The organism is Agrobacterium sp. 5Ca39, from assembly GCF_055382365.1.
Map to the genome: position 1 here is coordinate 957,820 of NZ_AP026436.1, position 15,201 is coordinate 973,020.

16 protein-coding genes are annotated in these 15,201 nt (G+C 59.5%); 9 read left to right on the top strand and 7 right to left on the bottom strand.

Annotated features, from left to right (window positions below):
* Positions 1-112: 112 nt before the first annotated feature.
* From gatB to ACZ47E_RS04735, 5 genes are all read left to right on the top strand, one after another.
* Entirely contained in the window at positions 113-1,618 is a 1,506-nt protein-coding gene (gatB, locus tag ACZ47E_RS04715) for an Asp-tRNA(Asn)/Glu-tRNA(Gln) amidotransferase subunit GatB (RefSeq protein ID WP_006698017.1), read from the top strand.
* Between the two features lie 312 nt (positions 1,619-1,930).
* The gene (locus ACZ47E_RS04720; RefSeq protein ID WP_022556054.1) at positions 1,931-2,428 is read left to right on the top strand and encodes a GNAT family N-acetyltransferase; all 498 of its coding nucleotides are present in this window, start codon (positions 1,931-1,933) and stop codon (positions 2,426-2,428) included.
* Positions 2,425-2,898, top strand: coding sequence for a GNAT family N-acetyltransferase (locus tag ACZ47E_RS04725; protein ID WP_044458778.1), 474 nt, complete (start codon positions 2,425-2,427; stop codon positions 2,896-2,898). The genes ACZ47E_RS04720 and ACZ47E_RS04725 overlap by 4 nt, the downstream gene beginning before the upstream one ends.
* Before the next feature lie 109 nt (positions 2,899-3,007).
* Entirely contained in the window at positions 3,008-3,406 is a 399-nt protein-coding gene (locus ACZ47E_RS04730) for an NADH:ubiquinone oxidoreductase subunit NDUFA12 (RefSeq protein ID WP_112554923.1), read from the top strand.
* A 130-nt stretch (positions 3,407-3,536) separates the two neighbouring features.
* A complete protein-coding gene (locus ACZ47E_RS04735; RefSeq protein WP_004441417.1) occupies positions 3,537-3,974 on the top strand; it encodes a DUF2155 domain-containing protein in 438 nt (145 codons plus the stop codon).
* A gap of 13 nt (positions 3,975-3,987) precedes the next feature.
* On the opposite strand, the gene aat is transcribed toward ACZ47E_RS04735, so the two are convergent.
* From aat to ACZ47E_RS04760, 5 genes are all read right to left on the bottom strand, one after another.
* Positions 3,988-4,602 (bottom strand): leucyl/phenylalanyl-tRNA--protein transferase, encoded by a 615-nt coding sequence (aat, locus tag ACZ47E_RS04740; protein WP_107339730.1) that lies wholly within the window; start codon positions 4,600-4,602, stop codon positions 3,988-3,990.
* A 6-nt stretch (positions 4,603-4,608) separates the two neighbouring features.
* Positions 4,609-5,955 (bottom strand): acetyl-CoA carboxylase biotin carboxylase subunit, encoded by a 1,347-nt coding sequence (gene accC, locus ACZ47E_RS04745; protein ID WP_107339729.1) that lies wholly within the window; start codon positions 5,953-5,955, stop codon positions 4,609-4,611.
* A 12-nt stretch (positions 5,956-5,967) separates the two neighbouring features.
* Positions 5,968-6,456, bottom strand: coding sequence for an acetyl-CoA carboxylase biotin carboxyl carrier protein (gene accB, locus ACZ47E_RS04750; RefSeq protein WP_004441427.1), 489 nt, complete (start codon positions 6,454-6,456; stop codon positions 5,968-5,970).
* 25 nt (positions 6,457-6,481) lie between these two features.
* Positions 6,482-6,919, bottom strand: coding sequence for a type II 3-dehydroquinate dehydratase (aroQ, locus tag ACZ47E_RS04755; protein WP_004441429.1), 438 nt, complete (start codon positions 6,917-6,919; stop codon positions 6,482-6,484).
* A 125-nt stretch (positions 6,920-7,044) separates the two neighbouring features.
* A complete protein-coding gene (locus tag ACZ47E_RS04760) occupies positions 7,045-7,812 on the bottom strand; it encodes a DsbA family protein (RefSeq protein ID WP_278067393.1) in 768 nt (255 codons plus the stop codon).
* 173 nt (positions 7,813-7,985) lie between these two features.
* Here ACZ47E_RS04760 and ACZ47E_RS04765 point away from each other — a divergent pair, with 173 nt between their 5' ends.
* A complete protein-coding gene (locus ACZ47E_RS04765; protein ID WP_006698022.1) occupies positions 7,986-9,143 on the top strand; it encodes a pyridoxal phosphate-dependent aminotransferase in 1,158 nt (385 codons plus the stop codon).
* A 23-nt stretch (positions 9,144-9,166) separates the two neighbouring features.
* On the opposite strand, the gene ACZ47E_RS04770 is transcribed toward ACZ47E_RS04765, so the two are convergent.
* Positions 9,167-9,850, bottom strand: coding sequence for an ArsR/SmtB family transcription factor (locus tag ACZ47E_RS04770; protein ID WP_022556057.1), 684 nt, complete (start codon positions 9,848-9,850; stop codon positions 9,167-9,169).
* Between the two features lie 74 nt (positions 9,851-9,924).
* On the opposite strand from ACZ47E_RS04770, the gene ACZ47E_RS04775 reads away from it, so the two are divergent.
* The 3 genes from ACZ47E_RS04775 (at position 9,925) to ACZ47E_RS04785 (ending at position 11,459) form a co-directional block, all read left to right on the top strand.
* A complete protein-coding gene (locus ACZ47E_RS04775) occupies positions 9,925-10,251 on the top strand; it encodes an NIPSNAP family protein (RefSeq protein ID WP_004441442.1) in 327 nt (108 codons plus the stop codon).
* Complete coding sequence (locus ACZ47E_RS04780; protein WP_278067394.1) at positions 10,248-10,610, top strand: antibiotic biosynthesis monooxygenase family protein; 363 nt, start codon at positions 10,248-10,250, stop codon at positions 10,608-10,610. Before ACZ47E_RS04775 ends, ACZ47E_RS04780 begins: the two co-directional genes overlap by 4 nt.
* Positions 10,611-10,754: 144 nt before the next feature.
* Positions 10,755-11,459 carry an SDR family oxidoreductase gene (locus tag ACZ47E_RS04785; protein ID WP_004441449.1) on the top strand — a complete coding sequence of 235 codons (705 nt, stop codon included), beginning with the start codon at positions 10,755-10,757 and terminating at the stop codon, positions 11,457-11,459.
* A 229-nt stretch (positions 11,460-11,688) separates the two neighbouring features.
* Here the strand turns inward: ACZ47E_RS04785 and ACZ47E_RS04790 are convergent, their stop codons facing one another.
* A complete protein-coding gene (locus ACZ47E_RS04790; RefSeq protein ID WP_278067395.1) occupies positions 11,689-14,583 on the bottom strand; it encodes an Rne/Rng family ribonuclease in 2,895 nt (964 codons plus the stop codon).
* Between the last annotated feature and the right edge of the window lie 618 nt (positions 14,584-15,201).

Genomic DNA, 15,201 nt, shown 5'->3' on the forward strand with positions numbered 1-15,201 from the left:
CGATGTCTTCGAAAATTCCGGCCGTCGCGCGACGGGGTGCAAGATGTCTTGCGCCAGCGCTTCATTTGTTCTACCCACCAAGGCCAAAGAACCCGTATATCGTGAGCTTGAGATGACCCTTGTAGACGTGCGCACCCCCGACCCGAAACGCTTCATTCCCGGCGCCACCGGCGATTGGGAAATCGTGATCGGCATGGAGGTGCATGCGCAGGTTCTCTCCAATTCCAAGCTGTTCTCCGGCGCCTCCACCACTTTCGGCAATGCGCCGAATTCCAACGTGTCGCTGGTGGATGCCGCCATGCCCGGCATGCTGCCTGTTATCAACGAGGAGTGCGTGAAGCAGGCGGTGCGCACCGGTCTCGGCCTCAAGGCCAAGATCAACAATCGCTCGATTTTCGACCGCAAGAACTACTTCTATCCCGATTTGCCGCAGGGCTATCAGATTTCGCAGTTCAAGGATCCGATCGTCGGTGAAGGCACCATCACCATTTCGCTTGGTCCCGACCGCCAGGGCAATTTCGAGGATATCGAGATTGGCATCGAGCGCCTGCATCTGGAGCAGGACGCCGGCAAGTCGATGCATGACCAGCACCCGACCATGTCCTTCGTGGACCTCAACCGTTCTGGCGTGGCGCTGATGGAAATCGTCTCCAAGCCGGACATGCGTTCGTCGGATGAGGCGAAGGCCTATCTCACCAAGCTGCGCTCCATCGTGCGTTACCTTGGCACCTGCGACGGCAACATGGACGAAGGCTCCATGCGCGCCGACGTCAACGTCTCCGTGCGCCGTCCGGGCGAAGGCTTCGGCACGCGCTGCGAGATCAAGAACGTCAACTCCATCCGCTTCGTCGGTCAGGCCATCGAATATGAGGCGCGTCGCCAGATCGCCATTCTGGAAGATGGCGGCGTCATCGATCAGGAAACCCGCCTGTTCGATCCCGGCAAGGGCGAGACGCGCTCCATGCGCTCCAAGGAAGATGCGCATGATTATCGCTATTTCCCCGATCCGGACCTGCTGCCGCTCGAATTCGATGATGCCTTCGTCGAGGCGCTGAAGGTCGATCTGCCGGAACTGCCTGATGACAAAAAGGCCCGTTTCGTCGCCGATCTCGGCCTGTCGGTCTATGACGCCTCGATTCTGGTCTCAGAAAAGGCGATTGCCGATTATTACGAAGCCGTCGCCGCCGGACGCGATCCAAAGGCTGCCGCCAACTGGGTCATCAACGACCTGCTCGGCGCGCTGAACAAGTCCGGCAAGGACATCGAGACGACGCCGGTGTCGCCAGAACAGCTCGGCGGCATCATCGATCTCATCAAGGCCGAGACCATCTCCGGCAAGATCGCCAAGGATCTGTTTGAAATCGTCTGGAACGAGGGCGGTAATCCGGCCGAGATCGTTGAAGCCCGCGGCATGAAGCAGGTGACCGACACCGGCGCCATCGAAAAGGCCGTTGACGAGATCATCGCCGCCAACCCGGATCAGGTCGAGAAGGTCAAGGCGAAGCCGACGCTCGCCGGCTGGTTCGTCGGCCAGGTCATGAAGGCGACGGGCGGCAAGGCCAACCCGCAGGCGGTGCAGGCGCTGGTGAAAGCGAAGCTCGGAATCGAGGAAGAGTAAGCGACGGCTGCCTCCCGCTCGAGTAACGGCAGAGGGTCTCCGTCATCCCGGCCTTGAGCCGGGATCCAGCCAGCCCAAGTCCTTGGGCTGAAAAGACTCTTTTCACCGCGCAGACGCGAGTCGGCTGGATGCCGGATCATCCTCGGGCTTGGTCCGGGGACCGGCATGACGGAAGTAATGGTTTTAGTCCGGATTATTCCCGATTAAGCCACACGGTGGGGCAAACCAGAGGATGACGTCCAGCAAGGGCGACTGACATCACTTCTGCCGGGATCAACGCCCGGCATTTCTGTTTCAAGACGGAGCCAGATCATGTTTTTCATCCGCACAGCCAGCCTGCGTGACATCGAGCCAGTCCGGGCGCTGCTCGCGACGACATGGCACGCGACCTATGACGCAATCTACGGCGCGGATAAGGTCAACCAGCTGATCGCAGCCTGGCATTCGCCGCAGGCTATGAAAGACCGCGTCGAAAAGAAAGGCGGCGAGTTCCTTGTCGCCGATGACGGCAAGCGGATCGGCGGCATGGCTTACGGCTCCATGTCGACCAAGATGGCGAAGACGGCGCTGCTGCACCAGCTTTACGTGGCGCCCGATTTACAGCGGCAGGGTGTCGGCCGCGATCTCTTCGCGGAGCTAGAAACCTGTTTTCCCGACGCGGAAATCATGCGGCTTGAGGTTGAGCCCAAAAATACTGTCGCAATCAACTTCTATGAAGGCGTCGGATTTGTCGAGGTGGATCGAATCGAGCGCATGGCGGGTATCGAGGGGCTGCCCGGCATCGTGATGGAAAAGAGCCTGACCCGATGAACGCGACCCTGGAAAATCTGATAATTCGAACGGCCCGTGAAGACGATCTGCCGGCGCTCGCCGCCATTTTTGCCGCTGACGAGATCGGCGGCCACGGCGATACGGCGGACGAATCGGCACAGCCCGATTATCTTGCCGCCTTCCGGGCGATCGAGGCGTCGCCGAGCGAAACGCTTTACGTCGCCGAACTGGATGGCGAGGTGGTCGGCACCTTTCAGACGGCGATCCTCACCAAGCTCGTCGGGCGAGGGGCCAAGTCTATGGTCATCGAAGCGGTGCAGACAAGGGCCGACATGCGCGGTCGCGGCATCGGCGCGGTGATGATCAACTATTGTCTTGATGAAGCCCGCCGTCAGGGCCTGAAAGCCGCGCAGCTCACCTCCAACATGGCCCGGCTGGACGCGCACCGCTTCTACGAGCGGCTGGGTTTCGAGAAGCGGCATCTAGGCTTCAGGATGAAGCTGAAATAGCACGGATATATCTTGAAATGCTGGACAATTGGCGTGAGGGGCGGCATAAGCATGTCTTGTGCCGTGCACGGAAAATCGCTGCGGCGCATTCAAGCCCGAGGAACGTAGAATGAAGACTCTCCTGACGCAAATCTTCACCTGGTGGAATGGCCAGACGATCGGAACGCGGTTTCACACCTGGCGTTTCGGCAAGAAGGTAGGACAGGACGAGCTGGGCAACACCTATTACGAAGGCGGCACCACCTCCTGGGGCATGCCGCGCCGCTGGGTGATCTATAACGGCTACGCTGAGGCCTCTGCCATTCCGCCCGGCTGGCATGGCTGGATGCACTATCGCACCGACGTTCCGCCGAGCCAGGAAAGCTACGTTGCGCGCGAGTGGCAGAAGCCGCATCAGCCAAACCTCACAGGCTCGTACAAGGCCTATCGCCCTCAGGGCTCGCTGGCTGTGGCCGGGGAGCGCCCGCGTGTGACCGGCGACTACGACGCCTGGACACCCGGCAACTGAGCTATCGCGATGCGCGGTGTTGTGCAAAACGCCGCGCATGCATCCGGCCTCACCGGTTTTTGCCACATTCCGCCCTTAGGCGTTGATCCGGTCGGCGTCCCGACACAGGCAAATTTTGGAGACACATCGTATGAGGAAAATCACGCGGGACCGTTCTTTGCGTGCGCTGACGGTGACGCTGTTCGCGGCGGTTTCTGCTGCCTTCCTCATCTCGCCCGTCTCCGCCGCCCGGCTTGAAAACCGCGTAGCGGTCTTTTCCGGCATCGACAAGATCACGGGCCGCATCACGTCCTTCGATGTCTATATCGATGAGACGGTGCAGTTCGGCGCGCTTCAGGTCACGCCGAAGGTCTGTTACTCGCGCGACCAGACGGAAGCGCAGAAGATCGATGCATTTGTCGAAGTGGATGAAATCACCCTCGACCGTAAAATCCGTCGCATCTTCACCGGCTGGATGTTCGCCGACAGCCCCGGCCTCAACGCCGTGGAACACCCGATCTATGACGTATGGCTGACGGGTTGCAAACAGGACTCGGAAGTGCCTGCTCCCTCTACGGCAAGCAAATAACCCAAGGTAACGACTAGAATTGCAGACTCGGCCGATTGACGGCGACGTCGAGCATTTTCGCATATTCAAGCTTCGGCACATCGATGGCGCCGAACGTTTTCAAATGCTCCGTGGTGAATTGAGTATCGAGCAGCACGAAGCCGCTTGCTTTTAATCTCTCCACCAGATGCACGAGGCAAATCTTCGATGCATTGGTGCGACGGGAGAACATGCTTTCACCGAAGAATGCCGCTCCCAGCGAAACGCCGTAGAGTCCGCCGACAAGCTCCTTGCCTTCCCAGGCCTCGACGCTATGGGCATGGCCGATCTGATGCAGTTCGCTATAAAGCCTGCGAATGGTGGCGTTGATCCAGGTACTTGGCCTGTCCGGTGCCTCTGCGGCGCAGCCCGACATGACAGCCTCGAAAGCGGTGTTGAAGCGTATGTCGAATGGCTTCTTGCGCATCGCTTTAGCGAGGCTTTTGGAAATGTGGAAGGAATTGAGCGGGATGATACCGCGCACCTCCGGCTCGACCCAGAAAAGCTCGGGATCGTCAGCCGAATCGGCCATCGGAAACAGGCCGGCGGAATAGGCGCGCAGCAGGATATCGACCGTTATGTCGTTATTTCTGCTGCGCCGCCCAGCCATATCGTCTTAGTGAGACGCGTCACCGGCCAGATATTTTTCCAGCCAGTGAATATCATAATCGCCCCTCAGGATATCCTCGTTCTGAAGAAGATCCTGGAAAAGCGGCAGCGTGGTCTTGATGCCGTCGACGACGAATTCGTCGAGCGCCCGACGCAGGCGGCGAATGCATTCGTCACGGTCGCGTCCGTGAACGATGAGCTTGCCGATCATGCTGTCGTAATAGGGCGGGATCTTGTAGCCCTGATAGGCGCCCGAATCGACGCGCACACCAAGGCCGCCCGGCGTGTGGAAATAGGTCAGCGTGCCAGGCGAGGGAACGAAGGTGCGCGGGTCTTCGGCATTGATACGGCATTCGATGGCGTGGCCATGGAATTCGATATCGGCCTGCGTGACCGAGAGGCCCTGACCCGACGCGACGCGGATCTGTTCCTGCACGAGATCCATGCCGGTAATCGCTTCCGTGACCGGATGCTCCACCTGCAGACGCGTGTTCATTTCGATGAAATAGAACTCGCCGTTTTCATAAAGGAACTCGATGGTGCCGGCACCGCGATATTTCAGCTTGCGCATGGCGCTCGCGCAAATCTCGCCGATCTTCATGCGCTGTTCAACCGTCAGAGCCGGAGAGTTGGCTTCTTCCAGCACCTTCTGGTGGCGACGCTGCAACGAGCAATCGCGCTCTCCGAGATGAATGGCATTGCCTTCACCGTCGCCGAACACCTGCACTTCGATATGGCGTGGCTTGCCGAGGTACTTTTCCATGTAGACGGCGTCGTTGCCGAATGCTGCTGCCGCTTCGGAGCGGGCAGTCGCAACCGCCTCTTCCAGATCGGCCTCGGTCTTCGCCACCTTCATGCCGCGACCACCGCCGCCGGCGGTTGCCTTGATGAGGACCGGAAAGCCGATCGTGCGTGCGATTTCCAGCGCGTTCTCAGGCTTCACTTCGCCATCGGAGCCGGGAACCACGGGAATGCCAAGTTCCTGCGCCGTCTGCTTGGCGGTGATCTTGTCGCCCATGATGCGGATATGCTCGGCGGTCGGCCCGATGAAGGTGATACCGTGCGCGTCAAGGATATCGGCAAACTTGGCGTTTTCCGACAGGAAGCCGTAGCCGGGGTGAACGGCGTCCGCACCTGTTATTTCGCAGGCCGCAACGATCTGGTGGATGTTGAGGTAGCTGTCACGCGAAGGTGGTGGGCCGATGCATACGCTTTCGTCGGCGAGGCGCACATGCATGGCGTCCGCGTCCGCCGTGGAATGCACGGCGACGGTGGGAATGCCAAGCTCCTTGGCGGCGCGCAGGACGCGCAGCGCAATTTCGCCGCGGTTGGCTATGAGGATCTTCGAAACCATGCTGAACCGCCTTTATTCGATGACCACGAGGGCTTCGCCATACTCCACGGGCTGTGCGTCGTTGACGATGATTTCCACGACCTTGCCGGACTTCGGAGCCGGGATCTGGTTCATGGTCTTCATGGCCTCGACGATGAGAAGTGTCTGGCCTTCCTTGACGGTTGCGCCGACTTCGATGAAGGGGCGGGCGCCAGGGGCTGGCGAGAGATAGACTGTGCCAACCATGGGCGAAGACACGGTGTTTGCCGGGTTGCGTGCCGGTGCAGCGGCTGCTGCCGGTGCAGCAGGGGCCGCGATTGCCGGCGCGGCGGGCGCTGCTGCGGGAGCCGGTGCATAAGCGGGCGGTGCTGCGGCATAAACCGTGGCTGCGGGAGCGGCGCGCGAAACGCGGATGCGCAGGTCATCCTGCTCCACTTCGATTTCCGAAAGGTCGGTATCGTTGAGGATATTCGCGAGTTCGCGGATCAGTTCCTTGTCGATACCCTGTTTCTTTTCAGACATGACAAACCCTATTCTTTGTTTCTTTTTATGCCGTGATGTTTTTCAGCGCGTGAAGCGCCATGACGTATCCATATGGTCCGAAACCACAGACCATGCCCTTCGCTGCCGGTGAGACCATCGATTTGTGGCGGAACTCTTCCCGGGCGTGGATGTTGGAAATGTGCACTTCCACGACGGGCGTGGAAATCGCGCGAATGGCGTCGTGCAACGCGATAGAGGTGTGGCTGTAAGCGCCGGGATTGATGACGACACCCGCCGCCCTTTCTCCCGCCTCATGCAACCAGTCCACGAGCACGCCTTCGTGGTTGGACTGGCGGAATTCCACTGCGAAACCGAGATCGGCACCGGCTTGAAGACAATCATTCTCGATGTCCTTCAGCGTCTTGCCACCATAGATACCCGGTTCCCTTTTTCCCAGCATGTTGAGATTGGGGCCGTTGATGACGATGATGATGTTGCTCATTCACGTTTCCATACGAAAATCAGCGACACCTATAGACTGCGCAGCCGCCAAGGAAAAGCCCCTGCAAGCCGTAAACCGGCCGTCAGGCCGGCATCTCACAGGGAATGCACTTGCTTTTTTAGCAATCAGGAGCAGGTAGCTTTACCGCAGCTGCGCATATTGGCGATTTTCTCCTTCAACGGGTCGGCACCGACGGCGCCGAAAACCGCCTCGTCGCCGACGATATAAGACGGCGTTCCCGTGATGCCGAGGCTGTTTGCCAGCTTGTAGGTTTCCTGCACCTGCGCATCATTGGGGTTTTCCGCCATCGACTTGCGGATATCGGCTTCCTTGAGGCCGAGCGAGGTCGCGACTTCCAGGGCGCTGTCCTCATTCGCCCGTCCGCGGCCGCCGAGGAGCGTGCGCTGGAACTCCGGATATTTGGCCGGCGCCAGCAGCTTCACGGCATTGGAGACCCGATGTGCGGCGACCGATTCCGGTCCGAGGATCGGGAATTCCTTGAGCACGACGCGTATTTTCTTGTCGCTCTTCAGGATGTTGTCCATGTCTCCCATGGCGCGTTTGCAATAACCGCAGTTGTAATCGAAGAACTCAACGAGTGTGACGTCGCCATCGGGATTGCCGAGTGCCAGATCGAATTTCGATTCGAAGATCGCCTTTTTGTTGTCGGCGACCGCCTCTGCCGCCTTGGCGTTGCGCGCCGCATATTGCTTGCGCTCAAGCGCATCCTGAACCTCAAGCATGATCTCCGGGTTCTCGATCAGATACTGCTTGATGAACTCGCCCATTTCCTTCTTCTGCTGCTCATCGAGCGCATGCGCGGGCAGGGAGGCGAATACCGCTGAAAGGGCCGTCACGCTGGCAAGAAGGGTGGAACGGAGAAAATGCGCCATATCGGTCCTCATTCTGTGCGGCCGGAGCCTCTTGAAATCTTATGAAGGCAATTACCTTACTTTAAGCCAAATGCCATACGGCAAAAATACTTGTCCGCATTATGGTCGCATGATTGTGAAGATTGTGATTCTGCGGCAAGTCTCTGAAATACGGTTCAGGAAAGAGCATGCCCTTGATTACGATGTCGAAGCGGAGCGCAGTCGAACCCTTTCACGCCATGGATATTCTGGCGGAGGCAAACAGGCGCAGGCAGGCGGGCCGCCCCGTCATTTCCATGGCGGTCGGCCAGCCCTCCCATCCCGCACCGAAGGCGTCGCTGGCAGCGGCTCAAGAGGCGCTGAAACATGGGCGGATCGGTTATACCGATGCGCTCGGCCTGCGCGAACTGCGGGAGGCGATTGCCGGCCATTACCGGTTGCGTCACCAGGTCGCGATCGATCCGGCTCGCATCGCCGTCACAACGGGCTCGTCAGCGGCCTTCAATCTTGCCTTTCTCAGCCTTTTCGACGCAGGCGATCATGTCGCGATCGCGAGGCCCGGTTATCCGGCCTATCGCAATATCCTGAAGGCTCTCGGCCTCAACGTCGTGGAAGTGCCGGTCACGGCTGAAACCGGCTACACGCTGACGCCGGCAAGCCTGGAGCGTGCGGAAACGAAAGCGGGCTGCAAGCTGAAGGGCGTTCTGCTGGCAAGCCCGGCCAATCCGACCGGCACCGTCACAGGCCGCGAGGCGCTGAAGCGGCTTGCGACTTATTGCGAAAGCCGCGACATGGCCTTCATTTCCGATGAGATTTACCACGGCCTTACCTTCGTCGGCGAAGAGACGAGCGCACTCGAAATCACCGACAATGCGGTGGTCATCAATTCCTTCTCCAAATATTATTGCATGACGGGCTGGCGCATCGGTTGGATGGTCTTGCCGGAAAACCTCGTCCGTCCGGTCGAGTGTCTGGCCCAGAGCCTTTATATTTCCCCGCCTGAATTGTCGCAGCTTGCGGCGACCGCAGCCTTTTCGGCGGCGGAGGAACTGGATGTCTATCGGGAGAGCTATCGCACCAATCGCGATTTCCTGATGGCGCGACTGCCGGAAATAGGCCTGCCGCTGGCATCCCCCATGGACGGCGCGTTTTATGCCTATGTCGATACCAGCCGTTTTTCCAATGACAGCATGGATTTCGCAAAGCGTATGCTGGCAGAAATCGACGTGGCAGCGACACCCGGCATGGATTTCGACCCGGAGGAAGGCCATAGGGCGCTGCGCATTTCTTATGCGGGTTCCGTGTCTGACATTGCCGAGGCCGTTGGGCGTATAGCCGGCTGGCTGAAATAATCGGGTATCATACGGTGGAGAGATCAGGCGGGCGTGCAGCCAAAGGTGCTGTTGAACGCCTTTTCACCCTTGGCAGTAAATGTCAGCACACGGCCGTTTCCGCGCCGCAACCAGTCGCGCTGCTGCATCGCTTCAAGAAGCGATGCGCCAAGCCCGCCGCCGAGGTGATGCCGGCGTTCGCTCCAGTCCAGGCAATGCAGGCAGACCGGGCGGCGGGCCTTTTCGAGCGGCGAAAGGTCTATGCCGAAGTTCGAGAAGAAGTCGCGTCCGCTCTCCGTTAGGGCAGGATCATCACCTAACGTCACGAGACCCTTTGCGGTAATGGCGGCAAGCAGTGCCACGCCGCTTTCCCCGGCCAGATGATCGTAGCAGATGCGCGCCTCACGCAGCGCCTTGTCCTTCGGCCCGGTGCGCACACGTACCGCGCCAGTGCGTTGGGCAAGCCCCATCAACGCTTCCAGAACCTGCGCCACATCCTCATCGGAGAGGCGGAAATATCGATGTCGCCCCTGTTTTTCCGCTTTCAGCAATTGTGCGTCCGAGAGCTTTGACAGGTGCCCGCTGGCAGTTTGCAGGGTCACACCCGCGGCTTCCGCGAGCTCGCTCGCGGTCAGCGCGCGCCCGTCCATCAGCGCCGTCAAGATGTTGGCGCGGGCAGGATCGCCGATAAGGGCGGCAACGTTGGCAATCACGGGTCCGTCTTTCATGCTTCGATGGTAACCGAAGCATCAAGGCATAGCAATGGCGTAGAAGGGAGAGGCAGAACATGAGGAGACAAACGATGCTAACCTGTTTCATCCGCTACGAGATCGATCCTTTCAAGGTCGATGCCTTCGAGCGCTATGCCCGCAACTGGGGAGAGGCGATCCCGCGTTGCGGGGCTGATCTGATCGGTTATTACGCGCCGAAAGAGGGATCGAGCACCATTGCCTACGGTGTCTACAACATCGAAAACCTCGCCGCTTACGAAGCCTATAGGGCGCGGCTCGCCGCCGATCCGGCCGGGCAGGAAAATTATGAATTCGCGCGCCGCGAACAATTCATCCGTCGCGAGGACCGGCTGTTTCTGCGCCTCGCGTCCGCCCCCCACGCGGGAGCCGGACGATGATTGCCGTTATTTTTGAGGTCTGGCCAGCCGCAGGCGAGAAGCAACATTATCTGGATATAGCCGCCGGCCTGCGGGCAGAACTTGAAACCATCGACGGTTTCCTCTCCATCGAGCGGTTTCAGAGCATCGGCAATCCGGACAAGATGCTCTCCTTGTCGTTCTTCCGTGATGAGGAGGCGGTGAAAGCGTGGCGCAACACCCTACCTCATCGCGCCGCCCAGTCGCGCGGCCGGACTGGCGTTTTCTCCGATTACAGGTTGCGTATCGCGCATGTGATGCGTGACTATGGTTTGCAGGAGAGGGAGGAAGCACCGGCGGATAGCCGGTCTGCTCACCCAACGGGTGTCGGCCCGGGCTGACGCATCAGCATCAATTTTTCTGCATGCCTCGACAAGCCTTTCTGGTTCGAACTCGTCTTGGAAACCCGTTAAAGATGAGACAGTTTAAGCTGAAGAAGGACCGCCATACGGGCTGTCCGTCAGACCTGGAATGGGAGAAAAGCGATGTCGGCAGAAAAAGTGGCGGTGGTGACGGCAGGCGGCAGCGGCATGGGAGCTGCCGTTGCGAAACGCCTGGCCGCGGATGGTTACAAGCTCGCTATCCTGTCGTCTTCTGGCAAGGGAGAGGCGCTGGCGAAAGAGTTGGGCGGCATCGGCGTTACCGGTTCCAACCAGTCCAATGAAGACCTGCAACGGCTGACGGATCTGGCGCTTGAGAGATTCGGCCGTATCGACGTGCTGGTGAACAGCGCCGGCCATGGCCCGCGCGCCGCCATCCTCGATATTACCGACGAACAATGGCATACCGGGCTCGATGTCTACCTCATGAACGTCATTCGCCCGACGCGCATCATCGCCCCGGTCATGGTAAGGCAGAGGGCGGGCGCGATCGTCAACATCTCGACTGCCTGGGCTTTCGAACCGAGCAGTATGTTCCCGACATCCGCCGTGTTCCGCGCCGGCCTTGCCTCCTACACCAAGATTTTCGCCGATACCTATGCCGCCGATAATGTCCGCATGAACAATGTCCTTCCTGGCTGGATCGACAGCCTGCCGGCGACGGAAGAACGCCGTGAAAGCGTTCCGATGCAGCGTTACGGCAAGAGCGAAGAGATCGCCGCCACAGTGGCATTTCTCGCATCTGAGGGGGCAGGGTATATTACCGGCCAGAATATCCGCGTGGATGGTGGTCTCACGCGGTCTGTCTGATGGTTGGCCTCTCCCACTCCTCATCCCGTGCCTGTTAAAGGGATCCAGCCAGCCCAGGTCCTTGGGCTGAAAGGGCGCTCCCGCCGCGAGCATGCGTTGACTGCGTTCCTGTGACAAGCATGGGATGAGAAAATGTCAGTGGCCCTAAAAAGGGCCCGTTCTTTGCATCCATAAAAGAAAACGCCCGCAACATCGTTGCGGGCGTCTTTTATCCAAAATGTAGCTTCTCTCAGAAGAAGCCGCGGCGCTGCCACCAGCCGCCCTTGCGCGGCTTCGGCTCATCGCCATCGGGATTGGGAGACGACGACGTAACCACCGGCTCCGAAGTCGAAACATTGCTGCCCCTGTTCGCGCGGACCTTTTCTTCGCTCGCCGGTGCTTCCGCCTGCGGAGCGACATCGGCCGACGCTTCGCCTGCTTCTTCAACAGCGACATCCACGACAGTTTCCTCAACGATCACCGGCTCCACCGTTTCAACGGCTTCGGCCTTCGGCGCTTCTTCGGTTTCCGTCTTGGCCTTCGCCTTGCGGGTACGGCGCGGCTTCTTCGGTGCTTCCTCTTCCACGACGTCGGCAACGACACCTTCCACCACTTCGGCTGCGGTCGCCTCTTCGGTTACCGGTGCCTCAGTTACAGGCGCTTCGTCGCTTTCGCTTTCGCCTTCGTCCTCAGCGCCGGAAGCGTCGAGAGCTTCGTCCTCTGCACGATTGCGGCGACCGCCTCGCTTCCCGCGGCGGCGGCGCTTGCGCTTGCTTTCCTCTTCGGAGGTTACAGCTTCCGCAGTGCCGTTTTCGGTCTCAACCCCATTGTCATCGGTGTCGATCCCGTCGTCATCACCCTCGGCATCGTCGCCGTCAGCGTCGTTGCCGGAACCGGCCTCAAGCGAGCCGTTCTGGTCGTTCTGACCGCCCTTGCCACGACGGCGGCGACGGCGCTTGCGCTTGCGCTTGCCTTCTTCGCCATTGTCGCCCTGCTGCTGCTGGCGGGGTTGGGCGCTTTCGGTCTTGACGATTTCTTCCTCGTCTTCGTCCTCTTCCACCTCGGCGACAAAATCGTCTTCTTCTTCCACGAAGTTCGGCAGCATCTGGATGAGGCTTTCGATTTTCACGGGATTTTCGACGGCTTCACCGCGATCGATGGCGAAATGCTGGGCGCCGACGCCGGAGTCGGCGGCAATGATGATCGACACGCCGAAGCGGCCTTCATAATCGACAATCGTGCCGCGCTTGTGGTTGAGCAGATAGAGCGCCGTTTCCGGCGTGCAACGCACGGTGATGTTGTGGGTGGTGTTGCGCAGCAGATATTCCTCGACGCCACGCAGCACATGCAGCGCGATGGAGGATTCCGACCGCACATGACCCGTGCCGCCGCAATGCTGGCAGACCTGCGTGGTCGATTCCAGCACCGAAGCGCGAATGCGCTGGCGCGACATTTCCAGAAGACCGAAATGCGAGATGCGGCCGACCTGGATGCGCGCACGGTCGTTCTTAAGGCAGTCCTTGAGCTTCTTCTCGACGGCGCGGTTGTTGCGCTTTTCTTCCATGTCGATGAAGTCGATGACGACAAGACCGGCAAGGTCGCGCAGACGCAGCTGGCGTGCCACTTCTTCCGCAGCTTCCAGGTTGGTCGTCAGCGCGGTTTCCTCGATGGAATGCTCGCGTGTCGAACGGCCGGAGTTGACGTCGATGGAAACCAGCGCTTCGGTCTGGTTGATGATGAGGTAGCCACCGGACTTCAGCGTCACCTGGGGCTGCAGCATGCGGTCGAGCTGCGCTTCGATGCCGGAGCGCGAGAAGATCGGGTGAATGTCGCGGTAAGGCTGAACAACCTTGGCGTGGCTCGGCATCAGCATCTTCATGAAGTCTTTCGCTTCACGATAGCCTTCTTCGCCGGAAACGATGATCTCGCTGATATCCTTGTTATAGAGATCGCGGATCGAACGCTTGATCAGCGAGCCTTCCTCGTAAACGAGGCAGGGAGCCGTGGAATTCAGCGTCAGCGTGCGGACGTTTTCCCACAGGCGCATCAGATATTCGAAGTCGCGCTTGATTTCGACGCGGGTGCGGTTGGCGCCTGCGGTGCGCAGAATGACGCCCATACCCTGCGGCACTTCCAGATCGCGCGCGATTTCTTTCAGACGCTTGCGGTCGGTCGGCTGGGTGATCTTGCGGGAAATACCGCCGCCACGCGCCGTATTCGGCATCAGCACGGAGTAACGGCCGGCCAGCGACAGATAGGTGGTGAGTGCAGCACCCTTGTTGCCGCGCTCTTCCTTTGCCACCTGCACGAGAAGGATCTGGCGGCGCTTGATGACTTCCTGGATGCGGTATTGTTTGCGCGGCTTGCGGGCAACGCGATCCGGAACTTCTTCCATGGCGTCTTCGGCGCCGACGGATTCGATCACTTCCTTTTCGTGATGATCGTCATCGTCGTCGTCATCATCGTCATTGCCGCGGCGAAGACCTTCGACTTCCTCGGAAATCGTGTCGGTATCGACCATCGCGGCCATTTCACCGCCGGTGCTGCCATCGTCTTCGGAAGACGCGTCTGCCGCCTCGGCTGCGATTTCTTCGGCTGTCTTCTTCTTGGCGCGGGGGCGGCGAACGCGCTTCTTCGGCTTCTCTTCCTCAGCCGGCGCTTCTTCCGCGACGACCTCGACGGCCGCTTCTTCGGAAGCCGCTTCCACGACGGGTGCAGCTTCTTCCGTCCCAACGGTCTCGGTGGTTTCGCTTGCGGAAACAATGCCGACATCCGGCTGATCCACCTGCGAAAGGTCGATCATCGGGGCGGCGGGCTCAGGCGCATCGGCCGATTCGAAATCGTCGCTGCGGCGATGATCCTCGGCTTCCGCTTTCAGCAGGGCCTGACGATCAGCGAGCGGGATCTGGTAATAATCCGGATGGATTTCCGCGAAAGCGAGAAAGCCGTGACGGTTTCCACCGTAATCCACGAAGGCCGCCTGGAGGGAGGGCTCAACGCGGGTGACCTTGGCAAGGTAGATATTGCCGCGGATCTGTTTCTTGTGTTCCGATTCAAAATCGAATTCTTCGATCCGGTTCCCACGGACAACGACTACGCGTGTCTCCTCTTCGTGGGAGGCGTCGATAAGCATTTTGTCTGCCATGTAAGCTGTGCTCCTCGGCGCAGCCTTGTTTTATACGAGAACAGGCCCGCCACACGGACGAGCCTTTCATATGAGTGCAAGGATGTGCCGGAAATGAAGTCTCCTGCCGGGCGTCTGTAAACTGGCAGCATCCGGACCGACGGCGAGGCGCTTGGCCTGCTCCTGGTATCCGGTTCATGTGAAAACTGCTGCGACATCATTGGCCAGGCGGAACGACAATAATATATAGACCCCTTGGGGTCCGATGAATTTGCTCTCCTCAGAGCGGCGGTGGCAGCGCCACCGGGTAGGTCTCCGGCCACGGCCGGAATTGATCGAGTTTCAGGATAAATGTAACGACGGCAGATGATTGCCCGATTTGCAGCGCCAGCGTCTTTTTCGATTGGCAGCCGGCGGGCATCTATCCCGTCAACACTTTTAACCCTCATCCATGTTGTATGTTTTCTCTGTCATAATAGCAATAGGCTGGCTAAATATGCCATATTGTTGGTGGAATTTCCGGGTTAACAATTGGTTCACCAAGGCCTGCGATGGTGAGGCGCAAACGCGCAAATTGTCGTCCGGCGTGGTTGAAACGGCACCGTTCCGGGTGTTTTACCGCGCCGGTTATCGAAAATG

Coding starts and splice junctions, on each gene's coding strand:
- ACZ47E_RS04725 (WP_044458778.1), top strand. CDS start 2,425: ATGAACGCGACCCTGGAAAATCTGATAATTCGAACGGCCCGTGAAGAC.
- accB (WP_004441427.1), bottom strand. CDS start 6,456: ATGTCTGAAAAGAAACAGGGTATCGACAAGGAACTGATCCGCGAACTC.
- ACZ47E_RS04785 (WP_004441449.1), top strand. CDS start 10,755: ATGTCGGCAGAAAAAGTGGCGGTGGTGACGGCAGGCGGCAGCGGCATG.
- gatB (WP_006698017.1), top strand. CDS start 113: ATGACCCTTGTAGACGTGCGCACCCCCGACCCGAAACGCTTCATTCCC.
- ACZ47E_RS04780 (WP_278067394.1), top strand. CDS start 10,248: ATGATTGCCGTTATTTTTGAGGTCTGGCCAGCCGCAGGCGAGAAGCAA.
- ACZ47E_RS04775 (WP_004441442.1), top strand. CDS start 9,925: ATGCTAACCTGTTTCATCCGCTACGAGATCGATCCTTTCAAGGTCGAT.
- ACZ47E_RS04770 (WP_022556057.1), bottom strand. CDS start 9,850: ATGAAAGACGGACCCGTGATTGCCAACGTTGCCGCCCTTATCGGCGAT.
- ACZ47E_RS04720 (WP_022556054.1), top strand. CDS start 1,931: ATGTTTTTCATCCGCACAGCCAGCCTGCGTGACATCGAGCCAGTCCGG.
- ACZ47E_RS04790 (WP_278067395.1), bottom strand. CDS start 14,583: ATGGCAGACAAAATGCTTATCGACGCCTCCCACGAAGAGGAGACACGC.
- ACZ47E_RS04735 (WP_004441417.1), top strand. CDS start 3,537: ATGAGGAAAATCACGCGGGACCGTTCTTTGCGTGCGCTGACGGTGACG.
- ACZ47E_RS04730 (WP_112554923.1), top strand. CDS start 3,008: ATGAAGACTCTCCTGACGCAAATCTTCACCTGGTGGAATGGCCAGACG.
- aroQ (WP_004441429.1), bottom strand. CDS start 6,919: ATGAGCAACATCATCATCGTCATCAACGGCCCCAATCTCAACATGCTG.
- aat (WP_107339730.1), bottom strand. CDS start 4,602: ATGGCTGGGCGGCGCAGCAGAAATAACGACATAACGGTCGATATCCTG.
- ACZ47E_RS04760 (WP_278067393.1), bottom strand. CDS start 7,812: ATGGCGCATTTTCTCCGTTCCACCCTTCTTGCCAGCGTGACGGCCCTT.
- accC (WP_107339729.1), bottom strand. CDS start 5,955: ATGGTTTCGAAGATCCTCATAGCCAACCGCGGCGAAATTGCGCTGCGC.